This is a genomic window from Ochrovirga pacifica (assembly GCF_000220525.1).
Classification (GTDB): Bacteria; Bacteroidota; Bacteroidia; order Flavobacteriales; family Flavobacteriaceae; genus Ochrovirga; species Ochrovirga pacifica.
In genome coordinates this window covers 24353-49153 of the sequence record NZ_AFPK01000072.1, presented here as the reverse complement: position 1 = coordinate 49153, position 24801 = coordinate 24353, and the positions used below count along the sequence as shown (strand labels likewise).

Sequence of the window (24801 nt, the reverse complement as noted above, 5' to 3'; positions counted from 1 at the left end):
ATTTTTTTATTGAAGATCAAATTGTTCATCTAGCTTTTCAAAGACTCTTTCTTCGCTAAAATAGCTATCAAATAACTGAATTGCATCAGCGCTGTATTTTGTATACAAATGTGGTTGTAATAGCAGTTGTTCAATGGCATTTGCAAAAGAAGTTACGGAGGTTGCCACCCAACAGCCATTGTTAATTTTGTTTGGAAGTCCATCCACAGCTCTTACGTTTCCAACCACAGGAATTCCGTAAGACAAGGCTTCAACTACTTTTATTTTGAGTCCAGTACCACTCAACATAGGGCATAGGGCAATTTTGCTCTTTTGGTAATATACAGATAGATCTTCAGTAAAATCAATTTTAGTGATATTGCTTTTCTTTTCAATGACTTGATTAACTCTACCAACAACAGCGATACGTAGGTTGGGATCTAAAAGAGGATACACTTTTTCAAAAAACCATTGAGCAGAAGCTAAGTTGTGAGGGTTGTTGCTTGCTACATAAAACAAGTCGTAAGCAATTTCTTTTTTGCCAACTATTTGTTTTTTTGCTCCGTGCGGAATAGTGATCACTTTTGTATTGGTAAATTGAGAAAATAAATAATTTTCTTCATCAGAAATGGCCCAAATCACATCGGATAAAGCTAATAATCTCATCTCTTTGGCAAACCCTTTACCTAAGTCAAACTTTTTTTTGTGTTGTAACTGCGAGGTTAAAAAATCATGTGTATCTACCAAAATTTTAGCTTTATTAATTAAGGGATTGTTTTCTATCAAAGGCAACCAGTAGGCATAAGAGATTAAGATATAATCATAAGGCTCATCTTGTAAAAAGGCATTAAATTGATTTTGCTGGCCTGAACGTACTCGATTAAGCTCTCTATTAACCGTACTTTTTATTTTTTTTGGGATGGATTCGTTTATCATATAACGTAGTCCTTTGTTTTTATTTCTCGTGATGAAGCCCCCTTTGTTTATCAATCCTTTTTGGAAGAGTTCTTTATGATCTTTTGTAGAATAATCGTGTCTTTTTTCACCGAGTAAATGAACTTTAAAATTTCTAGCCTTAAAATAAGCAAGTAAAAAATGAGCTCTAGCGTTGTTTCCTTGGTTAATTAAATTTGGGTTGTCAGGATAAAAGAAGAGAATTTTTTTTTGCATTATCTAATTGCTTTTGAAATGTTGTGAAAAATACGTTTTTTGAAGGTATGCTTGATTTTTTTTAAGTTTGTCAATAATTGTGTTTAATGTTTCATCAGAAGAAAGAGAAAAACTATTTTTATTAAAATTTTTGCTAATCATAGCTTTAAAGCGAGCTTGATTTTTTTTGGTGTATAAGTGAGGGAAAAATTTGTATTTCAATTTTTTCTTTTTTTCAAATACTTCAATCGTATTAGAATTGGTTATGTTGATAGAGTACATCCAATCGTGCCATTTAAATTCAGATACAGCTTCTCCTTCAAATAAGTGAGCTTTGTATTTAAGTCTTTGCCATGGTACTCTTAATATATCTGCTATTATTGCTCCGTGCATAGCCTCACTAATTACAAATTCACTTTGGCTAACTTCTTTTATAAAATATTCAATATCAAACCCTGTAGGGTCAATCAAATTCCAACCGAGCTGTTCACAACAACTTTTCCAGTCAATTGTATCTATAGATTTATAGTATGGAATCACACTTACTTTATACTTTTTGGGAGCAGTTTTCCATTGTTTATAATCTTTTAATAGGGTTAAATAATATGCACTATCAGAGATATAGTTGCCTGGTTCCCCTGTAGCTACCATGGAACTAAATGGACCTCTGAAAAAGGTTAAATCCCAGCTCTCGTCAAATTTTAATTGCTCAGCAATGCTTCTAACGCCGGTTCCTACAATTACTTTTTTTTGATGTTGATTGGCTTTTTTTATATAGTCAGAATTACCTATTAATATAGATCCAATTGCCAAAAGAGCTATATTGTCTTTTTCGTTTAGGGCATCTTTGTGAAATATTTTAGGCCAGAGCCATCCATTTAAATCATCTCCAAAATTTCCTTTTTTAGATTCGTAGGTAATCAGTTTCATTGTTCAAGTTTTTTTATGATATCTAATGGGCTATTGTTCAGTTGTGCTTCAAAAAGTGATTTGTTTCTTTTGATTTTAGTATTAGACCAATACCACCATTTAAGATTTGTTAAATATTCTATCATATCATCTTTAAAACGCATTTTTATTTTTTTATTGGGAACCCCTGCGTGTATTTCATAGCTTGGAATGTTTTTAGTGACAATTGAACCCGCACCAATACAAACTCCATCACCAACATGTACACCAGATAGAATCTTCACATCATCACCAATCCATACATCATTGCCAATAGAAACTGGTCCTTTGGAACGTTCTTTATTTTTATGATTGATATCTTCACCTGGGTGTTGAGTCTTAAAAAAGAATCTATAAACAAACCCTTGAGAGCTCATATAATTGGTGTCGTGGTTAGATGTGATTATGGAAATGTTTTTACCAAAAGAACAAAAAGAGCCAATAGTTACGTACTCGTCTCCAGTAATTGATAAATTCCCATTATGAAAACTATATCTACCTGCCTTTAGTTTAGGGTTCGAGTTAATTGGATTTGTAGCTGCTACAGAATCTTGATTTAGTTGAAGGATTTTTTCTATACCTAATCTTAGTTGTTGCGCATAGTAAAATTCATCCCAAATAGGAGATTGGGTTAATTCGTATAGTTTTGGGTTGTCTGGCTCTATTTTTACATGAGTAGCACAAGAGCGTGCTTCAAGTAAAGCTCTTTCTCCACCTCCATTTAGTTTGCAGGGTATGTAAACTAGTCTGCTTTGGTTTATAAGTTCTGTTAGTTCTACAGGGGATACAAAATTACGAACCTCTATATTGTGTTTATGTAGATTTTTAATTATTTTTTCTGAGTCTGATGCTGTTGTATCTCCAATAATTATTTTTTTTGCTCCCTTTAGCTCAATAATTTTTTCAGGACGTTTGTAACTGGTTACTGTACCAATACTCAATACATCAATTTTTTTTTCTGTTTGTTTATTTTGATAAACAGATGAATCTATACCGAAAGCATGAATCTTACAAGGATGTTTAGGTAGTTGCTTACCATACCAAAAAGTTTCATACCATAAAACTTTGTAAAAGTGATAATTTTTTTTGTTTTTAGGAAAGGTAGAACAAGAAATGGCAATTCCTACTGGTTTAGTTATTTTTTTTAAGCTTCTTAAATAAATGTCAATTTTTGAATCCCAGCAACATTTTGCTAATATAAAATCAAAGCTGTTTAGTTCCTCACAAGACGGCATACCGTTTTCAATATTGATCCATGAAAAATCAAAATCTTCTTTGATAAGAGCAATGCTTTTGGTAAAGCCATCGGACCAATTTTTGTATTTAGAAGTATTAGTTTTTGGTATGTAATAAACAATTGCTACTTTAGGTCTTCTTGCAATTTTATGATTTTTCTTTTTCGTAAAAAACATATTTTTATTTTTAAAGTAAGTTTATCCTTCCAAACTTTGCAGTTCTACTAATTTTTTATAATTACCATTGGCGGCTATCAATTGTTCGTGTGTTCCTTGTTCTACAATTTTTCCTTTTTTAAGCACTACAATAGTATCTGCATTTTGGATGGTAGAGAGTCGATGCGCAATTACCAAAGAGGTTCTATTGGTCATCAATTTTTCTAAAGCATCTTGCACTAGTTTTTCGGATTCGGTATCTAAGGCAGAGGTTGCTTCGTCAAATATCATGATGGGCGGATTTTTGTAAATAGCTCTAGCAATGGATACACGTTGTCTTTGACCTCCAGATAACATGCCTCCTCTATCTCCTACAGCCGTATCGTATTTATACGGGAAATCTTCTATAAAGTCGTGAGCATTGGCTGTTTTGGCAGCTTCCTTAATTTTGTCTAGGTCTTCTGTGCTTTCGCCCAAAGCAATGTTGTTTTTGATGCTATCGTTAAAAAGGATAGAATCTTGAGTTACAATTCCCATCAACTTTCGTAAAGATGAAGAGTTTAGTTCTTTGATGTTAATTCCATCAATCAAAATTTCACCTTCATTTACATCCCAAAAGCGAGTAATTAAATTCGCTAGGGTCGATTTTCCACTACCAGATTGCCCCACCAAGGCTACTTTTTTTCCTTTAGGAATCTTTAAAGAGAAATTTTTAAGCACATATTGCTCGTCATATTTAAATGAAATATTTTTAAACTCAATTTCAAAATTAAAACGATCAATTTCTTTTGCATTGTCTTGATCGGCCAAAGGATTTTCTGTGTCCAAAACTTCAATAACACGTTCTGCGGCAGAGTTAGCTACCTTAATAGCATTGTTGGCTTTAGACAAGGTTTTTGCAGGAGTTAGGATGTTGTAAGCTGATGCCATAAACCCAATAAAAACTCCACCAGTCATTACCTGATCAATAAGTACCATTTTCCCCCCAAACCACAGTAAAGAAGATATAGAAACTACTCCTAAAAATTCGCTTACAGGACTTGCCAAAGACTGGCGAGCAGACATTTGATTGCTAAGTTTTCTAATTTCTTCGGTTTCTTGTCTATATTTTTTATCAAAAAAAAGTTCAGAAGTAAAGGCTTTGATAATTTTTAAGCCCCCAATGGTTTCTTCAATAATCCCCAATAAATTACCTCCTTTAGCAAATATTTCTTTGGACTGTTGTTTGATTTTTTTACTTATTAATGAAATAATAAATCCAGATAAAGGAATAAAACCAAACATTACTAAGGTCAGTTGCCAACTTACTTTAAACATAACAAATAGAGTAAACACAATATTTAAAGGCTCTCTTATGTATGTAATAACCAAATCTAAATAGGTTGAGTTTACGGTTCCAATATCACCCGTTGCTCTGGCAATAATATCTCCTTTTCTCTTTTCTGAATAAAAGAAAATAGGCAGGCTGATGATTTTGCTATAAATCTCGTTTCTTAAATCTTTTAGCACGTTGTTTTTAAGAAAAGCCATGGTGATTTTTCCCAAGTATGCAAAAATATTTTTTAACAAAAAAACCGAGATAATAGTAACAATTAAATACATCAGGGTACGTTCTTCTCCAAAAACTTCATTGGTATAAGTAACGTGATAGTTTAAATAGTCTTGTAAATAGTCCTTAGATAAGTTATTAATTCCAGGATATGTTGGTTCTGTACTAACACGTTCAGTGTCTCCAAACAAAACATCAAGAGTAGGCATTAATATTACATACGATAGCGTGGTAAAAAGTGCATATAGAATATTAAAAAAGATTCCTAAAAAAGCAGTGAATTTATAAGGATTTGCGTAGCTAACAAAACGTTTAAAGTTGTTCATTTATGATATAGATATAGTAAAGGCAAATATAGTATTTTTGTACTGTGATTAGAGAGTTAGAACAAAAGAGAGTAATTCTTTACCCAACAGATACCGTTTGGGGATTAGGATGCGATGCAACTAGTGAAGAAGCAGTAGCTAAAATATACAAAATAAAAAAACGAGCCGAGAGCAAAAGCTTAGTGGTTTTGGTAGCCCATTTGGATATGTTACAACAATACGTAAAACATATTCCTGCCAAAGCATTAGAAATTATCAACAAAGCCACAAAGCCTACTACCATTGTATACGACGGGCCTATAGGGTTGGCAACCAATGCTGTAGGAGTCGATGACACTATTGCCATCCGAATAGCTTCGGATGTATTTTGCCAACAATTAATTACGGACTTTGGAAAGCCCATTGTTTCTACTTCGGCAAATATTAGCGGTGAGGCTACACCCAAACAATTTTCTGAAATTAGTCCTGCTATTTTGGAGGCTGTTGATTATGTAGTAGATTTGCATCACGAAAAAATCTGCGAAAAATCTTCAACAATTCTTAAGATCAATGCAGACAATCAGGTAACCGTAATAAGACCTTAATGCAACTTTTAGAAAACTATACACCTGCCTTAAAGCACCCCGTTTTTAAATACATTACACAAGCTGCTCTACAGCTTAACGTAGATACTTATGTAATTGGAGGGTTTGTACGCGATTTTATTTTACAAAGAGGTGCTGCTAAAGATGTAGATGTAGTAGCTGTAGGTAGCGGAATTGAATTGGCTTTAAAAGTAGCAGAGCTATTGCCTAATAAGCCAAAAGTTCAGGTTTTTAAAACCTACGGAACCGCTATGTTGCGTTACCAAGATTTAGAAGTAGAGTTTGTTGGTGCTCGTAAAGAATCTTACACAGAAGATAGTCGCAATCCTCAAGTAGAGCAAGGCTCTTTGCAAGACGATCAAAATAGAAGAGATTTTACCATCAATGCATTGGCTATCTCTTTAAATACATCAAATTTGGGTACATTGCTAGATCCGTTTGGTGGGATAGATGATTTAAAAACTCAAATCATCCGTACCCCGCTAGATCCTGATATTACTTATTCAGACGACCCTTTGCGCATGTTACGTGCCATTCGTTTTGCTACCCAGTTAAACTTTACCATAGAATCAAATTCTTTAAAAGCTATAACTACCAATGCCGAACGATTAAAAATCATCACTCGAGAACGCGTAATGGTTGAGGTAAATAAAATTCTAGAAGCTCCTGTGCCTTCTATTGGTTTTTTACATTTAGAAACAACAGGATTATTACAGCAAATTTTACCCGAACTTACTGCACTTAAAGGTGTACAAGAGGTAGAGGGGCAGAAACACAAAGATAATTTTTACCATACCCTTGAGGTGGTTGATAATATTTCTAAAAATACTGAAGATTTATGGTTGCGTTGGGCTGCTTTGTTGCATGATATTGGAAAAGCTCCAACCAAACGTTTTTCAAAAAAAGTAGGATGGACTTTTCATAATCATGAATTTGTAGGGTCAAAAATGGTGTTTAAACTTTTTAAACGACTCAGATTGCCTTTAAACAACAAGATGAAATTTGTGCAGAAAATGGTTTTATTAAGTTCAAGACCTATTGTTTTGGCCTCAGAAGTAACCGATTCTGCTGTACGAAGACTTGTTTTTGATGCAGGAGATGATATTGACAGTTTGATGACATTGTGTGAAGCTGATATCACGACTAAAAACCCACATAAATTCAAAAAATATCACAATAATTTTAAAATAGTTCGTCAAAAAATAAAAGAAGTAGAAGAACGAGATCGAGTACGAAACTTTGAGCCACCTATTTCTGGGGAAGTAATAATGGATACGTTTAATTTGAAACCTTGCCGTGAAATAGGCCAAATAAAAGATTATATCAAAGAGGCCATTTTAGACGGAGCCATTGCAAATGATTATGATCAGGCTTATATACTCATGCTACAAAGAGGGAAAGATTTAGGTTTGGTTCCCAAAACATAATTTTTTGTAGAGATACAATCAACCGAAGTCGCAAGCTTCGGTTTTTTTATTTTATATAGTTTGATTTTTTGTTAGTTTCTCTAATGTTTTGGTGTGGTTTTTATTAAAAAAACAATTTTTACATCTTTTTGTTGATAAATATTTTGGAAGGATGATTTTAAATAAATATATTTGGTCAACCAAACTGGTAAACCAATTTAAAATGAAGACAACAATATCTTTTTTAGTAGGGTTCATTTCTTTGTTATGGATCTCGTGTAGTAAATCATCCAATTCATCATCCTCTGTATTACACAATGTACAAGAATTGCAACAGCAGATAGCAAAGGCAAAACCAGGAGACGAGTTGGTATTAGCTAATGGTGTTTGGAACAATGCAGAAGTTTTGTTTGAAGCAAATGGAACAGCCGAAAAGCCCATTGTATTAAGGGCAGAAGAAAGTGGAAAGGTTTTGTTTACAGGACAATCTAATCTAAGAATTGCAGGTAGTTATTTAGTGGTTAAAGGTTTAGTTTTTAAAAACGGATACACCCCAACTAATGAAGTTATATCGTTTAAGAAAGACGAGAAAAATTTAGCACACCATTCTAGATTGACGGAATGTGTGATTGAAAACTACAACAACCCAGAACGTTTTGAAACGGATACTTGGGTAGCAATATATGGAAAACACAACCGTGTAGATCATTGCCATTTAGAAGGGAAAAACAACAAAGGAGTAACCATGATTGTTCGTTTAAATAGTAAGGAAAGTCAAGAGAATAAACATCAAATAGATCATAATTATTTTGGGCCAAGACCTAATTTAGGATCTAATGGAGGAGAAACTTTGCGTATTGGTACTAGTCATTATTCATTAAGTAATTCTCAAACGGTGGTAGAATTCAATTATTTTGATCGATGTGATGGGGAGCACGAAACCATTTCTAACAAATCTTGTCAGAACATATATAGAAACAATGTGTTTTTTGAATGTCGTGGAACGTTGACGATGAGACATGGAAATCAAACTTTGGTAGAAGGAAATGTGTTTTTTGGAAATAACAAACCCTGTACAGGTGGGATTAGAGTAATAAACGGACAGCAAAAAGTGATAAATAATTATGCAGAAGGTCTTATGGGATCTCGTTTTAGAGGAGCTTTTGTTATCATGAATGGAGTTCCCAATTCGCCCATCAACCGTTATCACCAAGTAAAAGATGCTGTGGTAACTAACAACACCTTTGTTAATTGTGCCAATGTACAGCTGTGTGCAGGAAGTGATGCAGAACGAAGTGCTGTGCCAGAATCATCAGTTGTTGCAAATAATATTTTTTACAACGAAGCTAAAAGTGATGTATTTACAGCTTATGACGACATTAGCGGTATTACTTTTAAACAAAATGTTATTAGCCCCAATATAGCACCATTAACGTCAAAGGGCTTTACAAAGCAAACCTTAGAATGGACACGCAATTCCCAAGGCTTGCTAGTATCTAACAACGCTACACATGGAGCACAGATAAAAACGGATTTGCCAACCAAAGATAATACGGGGGCAAGTTGGTATTCTAAAAAAGATAAAAAAGTTTTGTTGTCTTCAGGAAAAACCATTGTGGTAGCACCAGGTTTAAATACTTTGGTAGATGCTGTAGCACAAGCAAATGCTGGTGATGTATTGCAGTTACAAGCAGGCAAAGTGTATAAAAATAGCAAAGCTATAGTTATTGATAGACCTATTACGGTTGTAGGAGATAAAGAGCAAAAGCCAAAGGTATTGTTTCAGAAAAAGTTTTTGTTTCAAATCAACAATCATGGCTCGCTTAAATTGCAGGGAGTTGAATTTGATGGTAAGAATTCTCCAGATGATAATGGAAATGCTGTTATATCTACAAGCAAATATTCTATGAATACCAATTACAATTTGTTTATAGAGCATTGTAGTTTTATAAATTTAGATATCAATTATGCATTTGATGCCATCAAAATATATAAAAATACTTTTGCAGACACTCTACAAATCATACATACATCATTTAGCAATGTCACAGGAAATATTGTAGCACTAAACAAAGAAACAGATGACATTGGTATTTACAATGCCGAATACGTAACGCTTAAAAACAATACGTTTAAAAATGTAGGAGGAGCCGTGGTAGATTTGTATAGAGGAGGAACTGATGAAAGTACATACGGTCCCTTTTTGATCCTAGAAAATTCTGTTTTTGATAATGTAGGAAACAACAAAAGAAATAAGACAAATGCAGCTGTGGTCTTACACGGTGTGCAAAAAATAGAAGTGAAGAATAATATTTTTAATCAAAGTAAAGGCGTAAAAATGCATTTGGTAGTTGGAGAGCCTGTGGTTGAGGTATTGAATAATAATTTTTATCAATCGGATAAGGTGGTTGTTACAGGAGACCAAAAATATACTCTTGAAAACGTATGGAATTACAAGCCTAAATTTATCAATAAAACTTACCGTTTGGAAGAAGAATCACAACTAAAAGGTAAGGGAACTAACGGGAAGGATTTAGGACTGATTCAATAATTAGAAAGATTTGCTGTATGAAAACAATAAGAAATAAATTAGTGTTTTGCTTTGCTTTTTGTAGCATCGTATCAATACACATATTTGCACAAGAGCATCCTATGTTGATGGTAACCAAAGCTGGAGTGCAAAAAATTAGACAAGAATTGGGTAAAGTTCCCTTATTTGATGCATCTATCAAAAATGTTAAAATAGAAGTAGATCAGGCAATAGCTGCAGGCATAGACGTTCCCGTACCCAAAGATTATTCTGGCGGATATACCCACGAAACGCACAAACGTAATTTTTTAATAATGCAAAAAGCAGGACTCTTGTATCAGATTTTACAAGATCAAAGTTATGCTGTTTATGTAAGAGACTTACTTTTTGCATACGAAAAGTTATACAAAACCTTACCCTTGCATCCGCAAACTAGATCTTATGCTCGTGGAAAATTGTTTTGGCAGTGTTTAAACGACTCTAATTGGTTGGTATATACCAGTCAGGCCTACGATTGTATTTATGACTGGCTGTCTTATAAAGAACGAAAACTATTAGAAAAAAACTTATTCAGGCCTTTTGCTGATTTTATTTCTGTAGAGAATCCACAGTTTTTTAATCGTGTACACAATCATAGTACATGGGGAAATGCAGCAGTGGGAATGATAGGTTTGGTGATGCAAGATGATGAGCTTGTTAAGCGAGCACTTTATGGAATAGAAAATGCAAATTTAGCCAAAGGTGTAAAAGATAATGATGGCGGTTTTATAAGCAACGAAAATCAAAAAGCAGGTTTTATTGCTAATATTGATGAGCCTTTTTCTCCTGAAGGATATTATACTGAAGGACCCTATTATCAACGCTATGCTATGTATCCTTTTTTAGCATTTGCTCAAGCTTTGCAGAATGCAAAACCAGAGCTTCGTATTTTTAAATATAAAAATGAAGTTTTACTTAATTCTGTAAGTGTTTTGCTGAATTTAACAGATGCTAATGGTGAATTTTTTCCACTTAATGATGGACAAAAAGGAATGTCGTACCATTCTAGAGAGCTTCATACTGCAGTAGATTTGGCTTATTATTATGGAGATAAGAATCCGTCTTTGTTAAGCATAGCAAAAAAACAAGGGCGTGTTTTGCTAAACGATGCTGGGTTAGCAGTAGCTATGGCAGTTAGAGATGGAAAAACAATTCCGTTTGTAAAAAAAACGATACATCTAACGGATGGAGCAAAGGGAAATCAAGGAGGAATTAGTGTGATTAGGTATGGAGAAGATGAAGCTCTTACATCGGTGTTTAAATACGCAGCTCAGGGGTTAAGTCACGGCCATTATGACAAACTCTCTTTTTCGTTATACAACGCTCAGGGAGATGAGGTGTTGCAAGATTATGGTTTGGCAAGATTTGTTAATATTGAACAAAAAGGAGGTGGAAATTATTTGAAAGAAAACAAGACCTGGGCAAAGCAAACTATTGCTCACAATACATTGGTTCAGGATGAGGTTTCTCACTTTAATGGAAAATATGAAATTGGAAGTAAACACCATTCTGAATTGTATTTTTTAGATACGGAGAAAGCTAGTTTTCAGTTGGTAAGTGCCAAAGAAACAAATGCTTATCCAAAAACTACTTTGCAAAGAACTCAGGTTATGATTAAATTAGAAGCACTTAAAGATCCGGTTTTGTTAGACTTGCTGCGTGTTAGCTCAGATACCGTTCATCAATATGATTTGCCTTTTTATTATTTAGGACAATTAATTGCGACTAATTTTACAACTAAATGTTCTTCTACACTTGTTACTTTGTCTAAAAAACATGGCTATCAGCATTTATGGTTAGAAGGTAGCGGACTTGCCAATAGTACATTAAGTCAGTTTACTTTTTTAAACCATCAAAAATACTATACGATTTCTACAGCAACAACAGCAGATGATCAGGTTTTGTTGACTAGAATTGGAGCAAATGACCCAAAATTTAACTTAAGAAGAGATGCTGGATATATGTTAAGAAGAAATGCCAAAAATACACTTTTTGCTACTGTGGTAGAGCCTCATGGAGGTTATAGTTACGTTTCGGAATTTTCAACAGGTGCAAAAAGTAGTCTTCATAACATAGATATTTTATGGAATTCAGAAAGTTATACATTGGTAAAACTGATTCTTACCAATGGGCAAGAGTACGTACTTTGTTTAGCCAACAATCAAAACAAACCTACTGCTGAACATACTTTACAGGTGGGAGAACAACTGTTTAGTTGGAAAGGAACTTACAAATTTTTAACAATCAAATAAATACAATCAATCATGGAATCATTTGGATCAAGCAAAGAGTTTTTCTATACAGAAGATATGGAATGGGAAAAAGTAGGAGAAGGAGTGTCAAGACAAATTATGGGGTATGACGATAAGATCATGCTTGTAAAAGTAAAATTTGAAGAAGGATCGCAAGGCTATGCACACGAACACTACCATTCTCAAGCAACTTATGTGGCTAGTGGAACGTTTGAGTTTACTATTGGCGATCAAGTAAAAACAGTTAAAGGAGGAGATTCTGTATACATTCCACCACATGCATTACACGGTGCTATTTGTAAAGAATCAGGTGTTTTAATAGATGTTTTTAGCCCTATTAGAGAAGACTTTATGAAGAAGTAGAAAAATTGTCTGTTACTTATATTTTTTATACCCCTTTTAAAGAAAAACATTTCTTTATTAGGGGTGTTTTTTTTGTAATGTATGTTGAGCTTATATTAGAGTATCTGTTTTTTATATGTTAAATATTTATTTTAAAACTAAGTTGTTTAGTAAATATATAAATTAATCAACTTTTTTTTGCGATTACTAAATCATTTCTATATATTTGGTAAACCAAACTGGTAAACCAGTTTACTCAAAGCAAAGAAACTTAAATAATAAACACAAAAACAAAAAATTAAAATGGAGTTCAAAACAGGATAAAAAAAAGAGGATGAGTGCACGCCCATCCTCTGCAAAGGGAAATTACTTCATTGCGAAGGGAAGTAATATCTACAGCATGCAATCAATAACACACGCTACTACAAAAGTAATAAAAATTTATCTACGTGCTAGTGTGTAAAAGACAGTGAAGCCTACAAGTCATACTCGTAAAAACACTGTCTTGGGAAAGTCCCAATTTCAAATCAACTTAACTTAATACTAATACCAATGAAACTAAAGAGGAGTTTAACACTAGCGGCTTTATTGTTTTTCAATATTGCTTTGTTTGCACAACAAGATTTTGAGCTAACAGGAACCGTTGTTTCTACAGAAAACGAACCAATTCCTGGAGCTAGTATTGTTGTAAAAGGAACTTCAAGAGGTACTATTTCTGATTTTGATGGTCTGTATCAGCTGACTGTTAAAAAAGGAGATGTTCTAGAAATTTCTTTTATAGGATACGAAACAAAAAATGTCACAATAGGTGATCAGAAAAAACTAACCACTCAATTAACTGCAAGTTCATCAGAATTAGATGAGGTAATAATTGTGGGATATGGTACCCAAAAAAAATCACATTTAACAGGTTCTATATCAAAAGTAACCAATGAAAGTTTAGATCAAATAGCGGTCTCTAGGGTAGATGATGCCTTAGTGGGGCAAGTTTCAGGGGTTAACATACAGGCAACTGACGGAGAGGCAGGAGCTGCTCCAACTATTAATATTCGTGGGGTTGGTTCTATGGCAGGAGACTCTACTCCCTTAATTGTTGTAGATGGAGTAATTGTTGATTCAGACTTTTTAGGGTCTTTAAACATGAATGATGTTGAATCTTTTGAAATTTTAAAAGATGCAGCTTCTTCTTCTATCTATGGATCTAAAGGGTCTAACGGTATTATTATGATTACTATGAAAGATGGAGTAGAAGGAGAGACAAAAATTAACTACAGCACGTACATAGGTTTTAAAGAAGCTAAACAGAGTGATAGTTATAACTTTTCTATTGCAGAAACAGCGGCTGCAGAGTCCGCTTATTATCAAGCTTTAGAAGCAAACAATCCTACAGCTTTTGCTGCTTTGGGACATAGAGAAGAAAATGGAGGGATTTACTTATCAGATAGAACTAAATACAAGCAGTTAATTGGTATAGATCGTTCTTGGCAAGATGTAATTTTTGATGGAGGTACTATCAAAAGTCACTCATTATCTGTAAGAGGAGGTAATAAGAAAACAAAGTATGCAACAAGTATAAATTACGCTAATGACGAAGGAGTTTTGTTAACCGATAATTTTGAAAAATACGGAATGCGTATCAAAGTAGATAGCAAACTAAACGACAAGCTATCTTTGGGGGTAAATTTAAGTCCGTCATATACCAAAAGAAGACGTTTTGATGGTTCTACTCATGATATTTTAAGACAAACTAACTGGTTGCCAGTTTATCATGATGAGAACACAATTCAGTATGTAGATAGAAATGTATATCCTAATGTGCAAATTGGAGATTATGCTTTTCAACGTCACTTTGATAACTATGATTTGTATGGTGATGGAAGTACTTTGGTAGACATAAGCAATACATCTAATACTAACCCAGCAGCTAAAATTTTGGAACGCGAACGATACGATGACAAATTTAAAATGTTTGGTAGTGTTTATGGAAGTTACCAACTGTTAAAAGGACTGAATTTTAAAACAACTTTGTCTGGATCTTATCAAGATACCAAACGCTCTAGATGGCAAGGAGTAGAATCTAACAGAAATGGAGCTTCTGCAGCTCAGATGAATGAAATTACTCAAAGAGAGTTGTACGTGATTTCGGATAACTTTTTTAACTACAACACTACTTTAAACAATCTACATGATATAGGTGCTACAGTAGGTTTGGTAGTAGAAAACAGAAACTACTCATATTCGTCTATTAGCGGTACAGGGTATACCAACGATTTGGTAAAAGAAATAACCAACGCATCTATTATTAGTGGTGCAGATGCTTTTGAATGGCAAAAGAGAGGAATCTCTTATGTAGCAAGGTTAAACTATGCTTACAACGACAAGTATTTAGCTTCTTTTAGCTATAGAAGAGACGGTAGTTCTATTTTTGGTTCGGATTATAAATATGGTAATTTCCCAGCCGCTTCTGTAGGATGGAACATTTCTAACGAAGATTTTATGGAAGATAGTGATTTTGTAAACCGTTTAAAAGTAAGAGCTAGTTATGGGGTTACAGGTAACGATAGGTTAAATACAGGAAGCGTAGATCCAGACGTTAGTAGTAGTACAAGTAGTTTAAGTACTGGAAATATTTTGGTAGATTACTATCCTTCCTTGGCTTTGTTACAAGCAAATACAGCAATTACCAACGGAGCCATTACTACAGGTTTTTCTCCGTTAAACATTGCAAATCCAGAGCTAAAATGGGAACGATTGATAGAAATTAACCCAGGGATTGACTTCGGATTTTTAAATAACAGAATTTCAGGATCTTTAGATTGGTACCAAAGAACAAGTGATCAATTATTACTAAACAACCCTATTTCTTACACTACTGGTTTTGAAAGTGCATTGGTTAACCTAGGAGAGGTTAAAAACGAAGGGTGGGAATTTGAGTTAAGAACTAAAAACGTATCTACAGAAAAATTTAGTTGGAACTCAACGCTGATTGCAACCACCAATAAAAACACTTTGGTAGACTTTGCAGATTCTGACGGACAAATTTCTAGTGTAGATTCTAAGAGAGCTGCCGAGTGGATTAACCTAGAAGGACAACCTATTTCTACTTTTTATGGGTGGGTAGTTGATAAAGATATTCCTGCAGAGTACTTAGCAAATCCATTCCATCCAGTAGGAGGTGAAGCGCAAGATGTATATGTAAAAGATTTAAATGGTGATGGTATTATAGATGATGAAGACAAAGCAGCTTTAGGAGACCCATACCCAGAATTGGTTTGGAGTATTACCAACGAATTTAAATACGGAAATGTAGATTTTAGCTTTATGTTCCAAGGTTCTCATGGAGCTGAGGTTAGAAATATGGGAGATCAATATATCTTCAATCAGTTTAACAGTGCCCAAGATTTTATTGATTCAACGCCTAATCAGGAATTTATCAAACAAAAGATCTTTACAGACGATATTATTCAAGATGCTTCTTATCTAGCACTACGTAACGTAAACATAGGATACAATTTCCCAAAAGACTTTTTATCAAAATACAAAATAGAAGGTTTAAGAGTTTACGCTACTGGACAGAACTTGTTGTACGTTACAGCAGACGACTATACAGGATTCAACCCAGAATCTATAGATAGAACCAGTCCTACAAACTATGGATATCAACGTGCAGGTTCGCCAATATATAGAACCATCTCTTTTGGATTAAACCTAGACTTCTAAAAATTTAAAAAATAGACCATGAAACATATAAAATTAATGCTATTACTTTTCGTAGGAGGCTTAGTAGCTTCTTGTAGTAGCGATTATTTAGAGCTAACACCAGATTCAGGGATTACCGTAGATGCATATTTTAACGATGCAGGAGAGGTAGAAACAGGAATTATTGGAATTTACGATGCAATACAGGGACAAAACAGCACAGACCCTGATGACAACCATGCCATTATGTACGAGTATTATATTACCGAAATGCGAAGTGATAATACCAGAACCAAAAGTCAAGAAGGAGAAGCTGCTCAGTTTGAGTTTTACAATGTTGAAGCGACCAATGGTATTGTAAAAGATTATTATGCAAGTTTTTACAATGTAATCTATAGGGCAAATATTGTTTTGGCAAACTTAGACGTTGTTACCGATGAAACCACAAAAATGGCTTTTGAGGCCGAGGCAAAGTTTTTAAGAGCCTATGCATATTTTAATTTGGTAAGATTGTTTGGAGATCTTCCCTTAATAGATAGAGTAATTTCTCCGTTAGAAACAGAAATACAATTTACTAGAGTAGCAACTGCTCAAATTTATGAGTTAATTGTAAGTGATTTGACAACAGCAGTAGCAGGTTTGGATAACACATACAAAACCAGAGCAAGCAAAGCAGCTGCACAAACACTTTTGGCTAAAGTCTATTTAACCAAAGAAGACAAAGACTACACACAAGCACAGTTATTGTTAGAAGATGTAATGACCAGTGGATACTCTTTACTACCTAATTTTAATGATGTTTTTTATACCGAAGAAAATGCTGAAATTATTTTTGCAATAGGATACAATACTACTTCTGATGATAGTCAAAACTTTTCGGCAGAATGGATGAATGGTGTAGGAAGAACATCAGGGGTAAACTATGTAACTGCAGATGCAGTAGCTGCTTTGGATGCTTTTGGAGGGGATAGAACACAGTATTCTTACAGAATAGATCCTAGTCAAACTACACAAAACCAAGTAACCAAATATTTGCCTAATGGTGAAAATGGAGGAGCAGATGGAAAAACATTCACTTTAGATGCAACATTGGCAGGTAACGATTGGATTGTACTACGCTATGCAGATGTTTTATTACTACATACCGAAGCTATTATGGCAGGAGCAACGGAGACTTCAAACGTAAATGCCGTAAACTCTTTTAACCAAGTAAGAAATAGAGCTGGATTAGCAGACGATAGTGATGGAATTGTTACTAAAGACGAATTGCTAATAGAGCGAAGAGTAGAGTTGGCTTTTGAAAATCATCGCTTTTTTGATTTGGTAAGACTGGGAAGAGCCGAAGCTGTATTTTCTGCTTTTTCAGCTGCTAACGGATTGGGATATTCTTCCTCAGATTTATTGTTGCCAATACCCCAAAGAGAAATCAATCTTAGCGATGGTATAATGAAACAAAATCCAGGGTATTAATACCATGTTTAACACATTTAAAAATTGAAATCATGAACAAAATAGATATTATAAAAATGCAATTGTCAGCCGTTTTTATGGCACTGACCTTATTTGCAACCACTTCTTGTGATTCATTTGAATACGATTTGCCTGAAGCTAATTCTAAAGAAGATACAACTCCACCATCAGCTAGTTTTTCTGCTTCGGTAACAGAAGATTATTTAACCTATACTTTCGGAAACACATCTTCTAGCGCTACAGATTATATGTGGGATTATGGAGATGGAAATACATCTACAGGGATAGATGGAGAAAATACATTTCCTGGTGAAGGAACTTTTACTGTTACGCTAACTGCAGCAGACAAGTTGGGAGTTACAAGTACTTATTCTATGGAAATTGAGGTTGTAGAACCAGAAATTCCTGCTGCAATTACACCAGAAATTATCAATGGTGATATGGATAGTGGTTCTCCTAGAGATGGTTGGGGCTGGACAACTTTTACAGATGGAACTACCTATCCTTTTGGATCTACAAGCGATGGTTCTACTTTGTTAATAGACGGAACCGATTCTGGAGCAAAAACAGGAGGAGCTAAATTTACCAAAGGAACTTCGGGAGGGATTTATAGAAGTAGCTCAAGTAGATACGGAGGACAAGCAATTGTAGTTTCAGCCAACAGAGATTATGTGCTAGAGTATGAATATGCAATAAAGAATGACGATGGATTGAATACTGGGGCAAAAATAGTTGTGGAAATATTAGATGGTCATTTTGAAGATGGAAAAGAAGCAGTAGACAATGCTCCTAGAATCATTACCAATGAAGGCACAAAATTAGAGGGTAAAGGGAACTTTACCAAAGTAACGCAGAATTTTACGGCCAATGCAACAGGTAATATTATGATTTTATTCTGGGGAGAAACACAGCAGGATGCTTATTTAGACAATGTAAAAGTGTATCCGGTAGAATAGTTACAACAACAAAATATGATGACAGTTTGTAATAAGTTAGTAGTAGTTTTTTTGTTTACATTCATTTCTGTAAATGTTACTTGCCAAGAAAAGGCAAGTAGCATTACAGAAACACATACAAAGAAAAAGAAGTCTAAAAAATATAAGTTACCTAAAATAGACTTAAACCACTGGAGTGTTACTACGCCAGAATTGAACTCTAAAGGAAAAGCAACTACTATAGAACCACCAGAAATTTTAAACTATGCAACCAATAATAGGTTAATTCCTTACATGTACAACGATTCTATTAAAGGAACATTAGTTTTTTATGCTTATCCAAGCAATGCAACAACAGCCAATACCAAGTATTCTAGATCCGAGTTAAGGGAGCAAATGGAACCAGGAAATAATAATGTAAACTGGACCTTTAAACAAGGAGGAAAAATGAAAGGAACGTTAAAGGTGGATGAGGTAAGTAAAAATGATAAAGGGAAGTATCACAAAGTAATTATTATGCAAATTCATGGTAGGCTAACTAATGAACAACGAGATTTAATTGGTCAAAAAGATAACAATGCCCCACCTATATTAAAAATTTATTGGCAGGATGGTAAGATTAGAGTAAAAACAAAAGTGCTAAAAAAATTAGATGCTACGTATCAAGAAATGTTGCATGAAGATGCATGGGGAGATGACGAAGGATATACGTTTGATGATAAAGTAGGACACAGAAAGTTTACCTTAGAAGTAAAAGTGTCAGAAGGAAAGATGGTTATTGTTCTAAATGGTCACAATTATAAAGTTTACGAAGGGGTACATATGGAAAAGTGGGGGATTTTTGAAAATTATTTCAAAGCAGGAAATTATTTTCAGTCTAGAGATGAAGGGGCATATGCCAAAGTGCATTATTACAAGTTAAAAGTTAGTCATTAAAATTTTAGTGGATTTATGGTTTTAAAAGCTATACTACAGTGTTTCTTAGGATTAATTTGTGTTAGTTTTGTTTATTGCAGTTCTGAAAATAACGCGAATATAGAAGCTAATGAAACTCCAATAAAAACTGAAACAGATGTTGATGATAAAGGACCTACGGACAGTACTGCCACAAAGGACTATAAGTTGCCCTCTATAGATTTATCACACTGGAAAGTAACTTTGCCTATTGGAAAGCCTACAGAAGTCAGTCCTCCAGAAATATTAGAGTATGCAACGAACAAAACGTTAGAACCATTTATGTATAATGACTCTATTCAAGGTTCATTAGTGTTTTATACCTATCCAGGTAGTACTACAACCAATACGAAATACTCTAGAACTGAGTTAAGAGAGCAAATGGTACCAGGAAGCAATACAATCAATTGGACGTTTAAACAAGGAGGGTATTTAAAAGGAGAGCTTGCCATTACTGATATTAGTAAAGATGAACAAGGAGACTACCATAGAACTATTGTAATGCAAATCCACGGAAGGTTAACAAACGCACAAAGAGATCTAATTGGTCAAAAAGACAACAATGCCCCTCCAATATTAAAAATTTATTGGCATAAAGGATATGTTAGAGTAAAAACTAAAGTGCTAAAGAACATAAATGCATCAGCAACAGAAATATTGCACACCAATGCTTGGGGGGATGATGAAGGATATACATTTCCTGAATATGTAGGCTTTGATAAATTTACATTAGAAATAAAAGTATCAGAAAACAGAATGGAAGTTGTTTTAAATAACCAATCTGTTGTATACAACAATATACACATCCAAAAATGGTCTGTATTTGAGAACTATTTCAAAGCAGGGAATTATTTAACAACCATAGAGCCAAATGCGTATGCCAAAGTTGCTTATTATTCGCTAATTTTGAAGCATTAATTGTCTGATATTTATAAGAGTAAATATTTATTATAAACAAAAATAAAATTGGTTAACCAATTTAAATATTTTAGTATATTTGTAAAAGAGTAATTGGTTAACCAATTTTGTTCATAAAAGTGAATCGTATGAAGTTAGAGTTAGTGTCCAAAGGAGAAAAAAACGTTCAGAATGAAATAATTTCTAAGTTAAGAGATTTGATCAATGCTAAAAATTTAGAAACAGGTGATAAACTACCATCAGAGAGAATGTTGTCAGAAAAATTTGAGGTAAGCAGAAGTAATATAAGAGAAGCATTACAGTTGCTAGAGTTTTACGATTTATTAAAATCTAAACCACAAAGTGGAACTTTTATAGCTGATATTGGTCCCATTGCTTTAAACGGAATGATAGATGACATCTTAAGATTGCAAGATCCTGATTTTAGATCGCTTGTAGAAACAAGAATTATGTTTGAACTAAAAGCAGTAGAATTAGCCTCTGAGAGAAGAACTCTAGAACAATTAGAACAGATAGAAAATGCATTATTGGCTTACAAAGAAAAAGTAATAAATGGACAAAATGCAGTACAAGAAGATTTGCTATTTCACTTAGCAATTGCACAAGCAAGCGGAAATAGTACGATGAATAAATTTATGTTGATGATTACTCCTAATATCATCACAAATTTTGAAAAATATCATGTGTGTGACAAGAACCAAGCATTTATTGGAATTCAAGAACATCAAGACATTTTTGAAGCCATTAAAAATCAAAATTCAGCAAAAGCCAGAGAAAATATGAAAAAACACTTTGGAGCTTTGTATCAATATTGTTACCACAGTTCATAAAAAGATGCAGTTGCACGTTGCATCAAACGTTAAAAAATAGAAGGGAAGTAAAATTTAGAGTAAAACCAACAGCAATCAACTAAAGCAAAAATCAAATTTGTTTTTGGGCATTATCAAACCTCAAAAAAGCTAGTCTTTTTTGGTGCTAGGATTTTATTGCTCTAACACTAACATAAAAAGAAATTATAAAAGACTAAAAAAGACACAATTATGAAAGTTAAAGGATTAAGATGGTGGGTTATTATGCTGATATGTTTGGCCACAGTAATCAACTACATAGATAGAACTGCGTTTGGAGTTATGTGGCCAGAAATGGGAAAAGATTTAGGTCTAGACGAATCAGATTATGCCATTATGTTAAATATTTTTATGGTTACCTACGCACTAGGAAAGTTTCTGTCAGGTAAATTGTACGATGAAATAGGTACAAGATTAGGTTTTGTAGTATCTATAGTAGTTTGGTCTTTATCATCTGTTTTTCATGCTTTTGCAGGTGGTTTAGTAAGTCTTACGGCCTTTAGAGCGTTTTTAGGATTAGGTGAAGCAGGAAACTGGCCAGGAGCTGTAAAAAGCAATGGAGAGTGGTTTCCTATAAAACAAAGAGCTATTGCACAAGGAATTTTTAATGCAGGAGCATCTCTAGGTAGTGTAATTGCCCCTGTATTAATTGCTTATTTATACGGACATTTTGGATGGAGAACTACCTTCATTATTATTGGGATGATAGGGCTTTTATGGGTTATACCTTGGTTGATTGTAAACAAAGCAAAGCCAGAACTACACCCATGGATTACAGATAAAGAAAAAGAATTGATTCTAAAAGATAGAATTGAAAAGCCAACAAGCACAACCGAAAAGCCTAAGGGACTTTCTTTAGGGAAATTGCTAAGTCATAAAGAGGCATGGGGAGTTTTAACAGCACGCTTTTTTATAGAGCCTATTTGGTGGTTGTTTGTGGGGTGGATGCCTTTATATTTAAATTCAAAATTTGGATTTAGTATTGAAGAAATAGGAGCGACTATTTGGATTTCTTATTTAGGAGGAATGGCAGGAAGTATAATTGGAGGTTGGTACTCTGGAAAATTAATGGAAACCAAATCTGTTGATGTAGCACGAAAAACAACCATATCAATCGGTGGAATCTTAATCTTTTTAGGATTGTTAGGAATTATCTTTTTAGTGAATGAAAACAACCCAATGACTTTTATTTATATCGTAGCAGTTGTGTTGTTTGGATTTCAGTTTGCTATTGGAAATATACAAACCATACCAAGTGATTTGTTTAGTGGTCCTTCGGTAGGAACACTTGCAGGATTGGCAGGAACAATTGCAGCCTTGTCTGTAATTATTATGAATGCATTAATTCCTTTAATTGCATCCGTTTCTTATACACCTGCTTTTATTGTTATAGCAGTATTGGCACCATTGGCAATAGGATCCATATTCGTATTAATCAAAAATATAAAACCTGTAGAGGTTGAAAGTAAATAATTAGTAAATGCACAAAATTTAAACAAATGAATTCAAAAGGGAAAATTGCCGTTATCACTGGTGCAACTGGTGGTATCGGATTCGAAGTTGCGAAAAGATTAGGAAATGATGGATATACTGTAATTTTAAATGGTATTCAAGACGATGTGGGAGCACAAAGAGTAGAGGACTTAACAGCGGAAGGAATTACAGCTGCTTATTATGGTTTTGATGTAACTGATGAAAAAGCAGTTACCGAAAATATCCAAGCTATTGGAGAAAAGTATGGTAAAATAGATGTGCTTGTTAACAATGCAGGAGGTTTAGGAGGAAGATCTAGGTTTGAAGAAATGACAACCGAATTTTACAGATTTGTGATGGCTCTTAACTTAGATTCTGTATTTTTTGCTTCAAGAGCAGCTATTCCTTTTTTAAAGAAAGGAGAAAATGCAACCATTATTAACTATACCTCTAATGCAGGTTGGAACGCAGGTGGGCCAGGTGCAGGAGTTTATGGAACTTCCAAAGCAGGTGTACACGCTATTACTAGAGCCTTGGCAAAAGATCTAGCAGAATATGGTATTCGTGTAAATGCAGTATCTCCAGGTACTATCGATACACCATTTCATGCACAAATTAAGTCTACCAAGCCTGAGGTTTTTGCATCGTGGAAGAACAATATTCTATTAGGACGACTAGGTCAGCCAGAAGAAGTAGCATCTGTAGTGTCGTTCTTAGCAAGTAAAGATGCTTCTTTTATTACGGCAGAAACTATCCAAATAGGAGGGGGACAAGCTTTAGGGATCTAAAAAAAAATAATATGATTTTACAAGGAAAAGTAGCTGTTATAGCTGGAGATGCATCAGAATTAGGGAGAGAAATTTCGTTAAAACTGGTACAAGAAGGAGCCAAAGTAGTGGTGCATTACAAAGAAAATCAGCAACAAGCTATTGCAATAGCTAAAGAGATTCATAATTTAGGAGGAGAATGTCTTATGTTAAAAGCAGATTTGTCTAAAAGCCAAGAAGTCAAGGATTTTGTAGAAAAAACAATTAGTGCTTTTGGAGAAAAAATTCATCTTTTGGTCTGTATGTATCAAGATCAACTTGTGGCTCAAAAATCTACATTAAACGAAGACTCTTATAATGGATTGATGAATAACCAAGTAAAATCATGCCTGTTTTTAAATCAAGCATTCAAGCCTTGCTTGGTTAACGGAGGTTCTATTGTAAATTTTACGTATGAATTTTCGGAACAAAGCCCAGAAGAACTTATCTTATTAAGTACCGCATCCAATGCGGCTATAACTTCTTTTACAGAACGTTTGGCTACTCAGGTACAATCTTATGGAATTAGGGTAAATACGCTACATTCGAGTGGCCAAAAGAAAGAAGTAACATCAATTAAAGTAGCCAAAGAAACAAATAGTTTAAAATGGAAAGAACATCGTTCTATTTCTAACTTAATTGCATATTTGGCATCAGACTCTTCCTCGTATATTACGGGAAATCATATCGATATCAATAAAGGATTGAGTTATCGCTAATTCTTTATGGTTTTTAGTTTTTTTAATTTCAGGCAGTCTAAGGTTTATGGTTCTTAGGCTGCTTTTTTATGCTTGCTATTTATAAAAGCTTGGCAAAAGGGAATTTTTCTTTGATTAGCAATAGTACTCTTTCTGACTCTATTTTAGATGGAAACACTTTGGTAGCAACTTTCCAGTCAGGACTTGTGTAGCTTAATTTAATATCAATATCTTGAAACTCCTCTTTAAATTTAGCAAATAACTCTCTAGCTTTTTCTTCGTCTCCGCTGTAAAGAATTACACTGTATCCGCTTTTTGTGTTTTTGTTGTAATTTCTTTTTTTCTGAATAAAATTTTCGAGTTTAGAAGTTGTTTCCTGAGCATTGGTTTGTGTAAAAAGCAAGGTAAAAAAACTAAAAAGGATAAGATTATATGTTTTCATTGTACTCTAATAAATCAAACTTAAATTATCTAACAAAAGTAATAAAATAAAAAGGAATAAAGT

19 protein-coding genes are annotated in these 24801 nt (G+C 34.0%); 14 read left to right on the top strand and 5 right to left on the bottom strand.

Going from position 1 to position 24801, the window contains the following annotated elements; translation table 11 throughout:
- Window positions 1–6: 6 nt before the first annotated feature.
- From FS85_RS15850 to FS85_RS0114160, 4 genes are read right to left on the bottom strand one after another with little or no spacing between them, the layout of a single operon-like run.
- A complete protein-coding gene (locus FS85_RS15850; RefSeq protein WP_010137036.1) occupies window positions 7–1149 on the bottom strand; it encodes a glycosyltransferase in 1143 nt (380 codons plus the stop codon).
- Between the two features lie 3 nt (window positions 1150–1152).
- Window positions 1153–2058: a polysaccharide pyruvyl transferase family protein gene (locus tag FS85_RS0114170; protein WP_010137035.1), complete on the bottom strand. Its 906-nt coding sequence runs from the start codon at window positions 2056–2058 to the stop codon at window positions 1153–1155.
- Window positions 2055–3488 carry an acetyltransferase (isoleucine patch superfamily)-like protein gene (locus tag FS85_RS16815; RefSeq protein WP_010137034.1) on the bottom strand — a complete coding sequence of 478 codons (1434 nt, stop codon included), beginning with the start codon at window positions 3486–3488 and terminating at the stop codon, window positions 2055–2057. Before FS85_RS16815 ends, FS85_RS0114170 begins: the two co-directional genes overlap by 4 nt.
- A gap of 21 nt (window positions 3489–3509) precedes the next feature.
- A complete protein-coding gene (locus tag FS85_RS0114160; RefSeq protein ID WP_010137033.1) occupies window positions 3510–5342 on the bottom strand; it encodes an ABC transporter ATP-binding protein in 1833 nt (610 codons plus the stop codon).
- 44 nt (window positions 5343–5386) lie between these two features.
- Between FS85_RS0114160 and FS85_RS0114155 the strand changes: the two genes are divergently transcribed.
- From FS85_RS0114155 to FS85_RS0114085, 14 genes are all read left to right on the top strand, one after another.
- Window positions 5387–5926, top strand: a complete 540-nt coding sequence (locus FS85_RS0114155; RefSeq protein ID WP_010137032.1) for an L-threonylcarbamoyladenylate synthase — start codon at window positions 5387–5389, stop codon at window positions 5924–5926.
- Window positions 5926–7353: a CCA tRNA nucleotidyltransferase gene (locus FS85_RS0114150; protein WP_010137031.1), complete on the top strand. Its 1428-nt coding sequence runs from the start codon at window positions 5926–5928 to the stop codon at window positions 7351–7353. The genes FS85_RS0114155 and FS85_RS0114150 overlap by 1 nt, the downstream gene beginning before the upstream one ends.
- A gap of 202 nt (window positions 7354–7555) precedes the next feature.
- Window positions 7556–9883 carry a polysaccharide lyase 6 family protein gene (locus FS85_RS0114145; protein ID WP_033194786.1) on the top strand — a complete coding sequence of 776 codons (2328 nt, stop codon included), beginning with the start codon at window positions 7556–7558 and terminating at the stop codon, window positions 9881–9883.
- A 17-nt stretch (window positions 9884–9900) separates the two neighbouring features.
- Complete coding sequence (locus tag FS85_RS0114140) at window positions 9901–12153, top strand: heparinase II/III domain-containing protein (protein ID WP_010137029.1); 2253 nt, start codon at window positions 9901–9903, stop codon at window positions 12151–12153.
- 12 nt (window positions 12154–12165) lie between these two features.
- The gene (locus tag FS85_RS0114135; protein WP_010137028.1) at window positions 12166–12516 is read left to right on the top strand and encodes a cupin domain-containing protein; all 351 of its coding nucleotides are present in this window, start codon (window positions 12166–12168) and stop codon (window positions 12514–12516) included.
- 531 nt (window positions 12517–13047) lie between these two features.
- Window positions 13048–16215 carry a SusC/RagA family TonB-linked outer membrane protein gene (locus tag FS85_RS0114125; RefSeq protein WP_010137026.1) on the top strand — a complete coding sequence of 1056 codons (3168 nt, stop codon included), beginning with the start codon at window positions 13048–13050 and terminating at the stop codon, window positions 16213–16215.
- 18 nt (window positions 16216–16233) lie between these two features.
- Window positions 16234–17664 (top strand): RagB/SusD family nutrient uptake outer membrane protein, encoded by a 1431-nt coding sequence (locus FS85_RS0114120; RefSeq protein WP_010137025.1) that lies wholly within the window; start codon window positions 16234–16236, stop codon window positions 17662–17664.
- A gap of 32 nt (window positions 17665–17696) precedes the next feature.
- Window positions 17697–18620, top strand: a complete 924-nt coding sequence (locus FS85_RS16275; protein WP_010137024.1) for a PKD domain-containing protein — start codon at window positions 17697–17699, stop codon at window positions 18618–18620.
- A gap of 18 nt (window positions 18621–18638) precedes the next feature.
- Complete coding sequence (locus tag FS85_RS0114110; protein ID WP_010137023.1) at window positions 18639–19535, top strand: polysaccharide lyase family 7 protein; 897 nt, start codon at window positions 18639–18641, stop codon at window positions 19533–19535.
- Window positions 19536–19550: 15 nt separating this feature from the next.
- Complete coding sequence (locus tag FS85_RS0114105; protein WP_010137022.1) at window positions 19551–20471, top strand: polysaccharide lyase family 7 protein; 921 nt, start codon at window positions 19551–19553, stop codon at window positions 20469–20471.
- 128 nt (window positions 20472–20599) lie between these two features.
- Complete coding sequence (locus tag FS85_RS0114100; RefSeq protein WP_010137019.1) at window positions 20600–21301, top strand: FadR/GntR family transcriptional regulator; 702 nt, start codon at window positions 20600–20602, stop codon at window positions 21299–21301.
- Between the two features lie 210 nt (window positions 21302–21511).
- Window positions 21512–22792: an MFS transporter gene (locus FS85_RS0114095; RefSeq protein WP_010137017.1), complete on the top strand. Its 1281-nt coding sequence runs from the start codon at window positions 21512–21514 to the stop codon at window positions 22790–22792.
- Window positions 22793–22818: 26 nt separating this feature from the next.
- Window positions 22819–23580, top strand: coding sequence for an SDR family NAD(P)-dependent oxidoreductase (locus FS85_RS0114090; protein WP_010137015.1), 762 nt, complete (start codon window positions 22819–22821; stop codon window positions 23578–23580).
- Window positions 23581–23591: 11 nt separating this feature from the next.
- The gene (locus FS85_RS0114085; protein WP_010137013.1) at window positions 23592–24317 is read left to right on the top strand and encodes an SDR family NAD(P)-dependent oxidoreductase; all 726 of its coding nucleotides are present in this window, start codon (window positions 23592–23594) and stop codon (window positions 24315–24317) included.
- A 79-nt stretch (window positions 24318–24396) separates the two neighbouring features.
- On the opposite strand, the gene FS85_RS0114080 is transcribed toward FS85_RS0114085, so the two are convergent.
- Window positions 24397–24738 carry a hypothetical protein gene (locus tag FS85_RS0114080; protein ID WP_010137012.1) on the bottom strand — a complete coding sequence of 114 codons (342 nt, stop codon included), beginning with the start codon at window positions 24736–24738 and terminating at the stop codon, window positions 24397–24399.
- Window positions 24739–24801: the final 63 nt, after the last annotated feature.

What these genes read in the sequence shown, in the direction of transcription:
- FS85_RS0114080 (WP_010137012.1), bottom strand. Translation starts at nt 24,738, where the DNA reads ATGAAAACATATAATCTTATCCTTTTTAGTTTTTTTACCTTGCTTTTT.
- FS85_RS0114125 (WP_010137026.1), top strand. Translation starts at nt 13,048, where the DNA reads ATGAAACTAAAGAGGAGTTTAACACTAGCGGCTTTATTGTTTTTCAAT.
- FS85_RS16815 (WP_010137034.1), bottom strand. Translation starts at nt 3,488, where the DNA reads ATGTTTTTTACGAAAAAGAAAAATCATAAAATTGCAAGAAGACCTAAA.
- FS85_RS15850 (WP_010137036.1), bottom strand. Translation starts at nt 1,149, where the DNA reads ATGCAAAAAAAAATTCTCTTCTTTTATCCTGACAACCCAAATTTAATT.
- FS85_RS0114095 (WP_010137017.1), top strand. Translation starts at nt 21,512, where the DNA reads ATGAAAGTTAAAGGATTAAGATGGTGGGTTATTATGCTGATATGTTTG.
- FS85_RS16275 (WP_010137024.1), top strand. Translation starts at nt 17,697, where the DNA reads ATGAACAAAATAGATATTATAAAAATGCAATTGTCAGCCGTTTTTATG.
- FS85_RS0114085 (WP_010137013.1), top strand. Translation starts at nt 23,592, where the DNA reads ATGATTTTACAAGGAAAAGTAGCTGTTATAGCTGGAGATGCATCAGAA.
- FS85_RS0114100 (WP_010137019.1), top strand. Translation starts at nt 20,600, where the DNA reads ATGAAGTTAGAGTTAGTGTCCAAAGGAGAAAAAAACGTTCAGAATGAA.
- FS85_RS0114150 (WP_010137031.1), top strand. Translation starts at nt 5,926, where the DNA reads ATGCAACTTTTAGAAAACTATACACCTGCCTTAAAGCACCCCGTTTTT.
- FS85_RS0114170 (WP_010137035.1), bottom strand. Translation starts at nt 2,058, where the DNA reads ATGAAACTGATTACCTACGAATCTAAAAAAGGAAATTTTGGAGATGAT.
- FS85_RS0114135 (WP_010137028.1), top strand. Translation starts at nt 12,166, where the DNA reads ATGGAATCATTTGGATCAAGCAAAGAGTTTTTCTATACAGAAGATATG.
- FS85_RS0114145 (WP_033194786.1), top strand. Translation starts at nt 7,556, where the DNA reads ATGAAGACAACAATATCTTTTTTAGTAGGGTTCATTTCTTTGTTATGG.
- FS85_RS0114105 (WP_010137022.1), top strand. Translation starts at nt 19,551, where the DNA reads ATGGTTTTAAAAGCTATACTACAGTGTTTCTTAGGATTAATTTGTGTT.
- FS85_RS0114140 (WP_010137029.1), top strand. Translation starts at nt 9,901, where the DNA reads ATGAAAACAATAAGAAATAAATTAGTGTTTTGCTTTGCTTTTTGTAGC.
- FS85_RS0114120 (WP_010137025.1), top strand. Translation starts at nt 16,234, where the DNA reads ATGAAACATATAAAATTAATGCTATTACTTTTCGTAGGAGGCTTAGTA.
- FS85_RS0114090 (WP_010137015.1), top strand. Translation starts at nt 22,819, where the DNA reads ATGAATTCAAAAGGGAAAATTGCCGTTATCACTGGTGCAACTGGTGGT.
- FS85_RS0114110 (WP_010137023.1), top strand. Translation starts at nt 18,639, where the DNA reads ATGACAGTTTGTAATAAGTTAGTAGTAGTTTTTTTGTTTACATTCATT.
- FS85_RS0114160 (WP_010137033.1), bottom strand. Translation starts at nt 5,342, where the DNA reads ATGAACAACTTTAAACGTTTTGTTAGCTACGCAAATCCTTATAAATTC.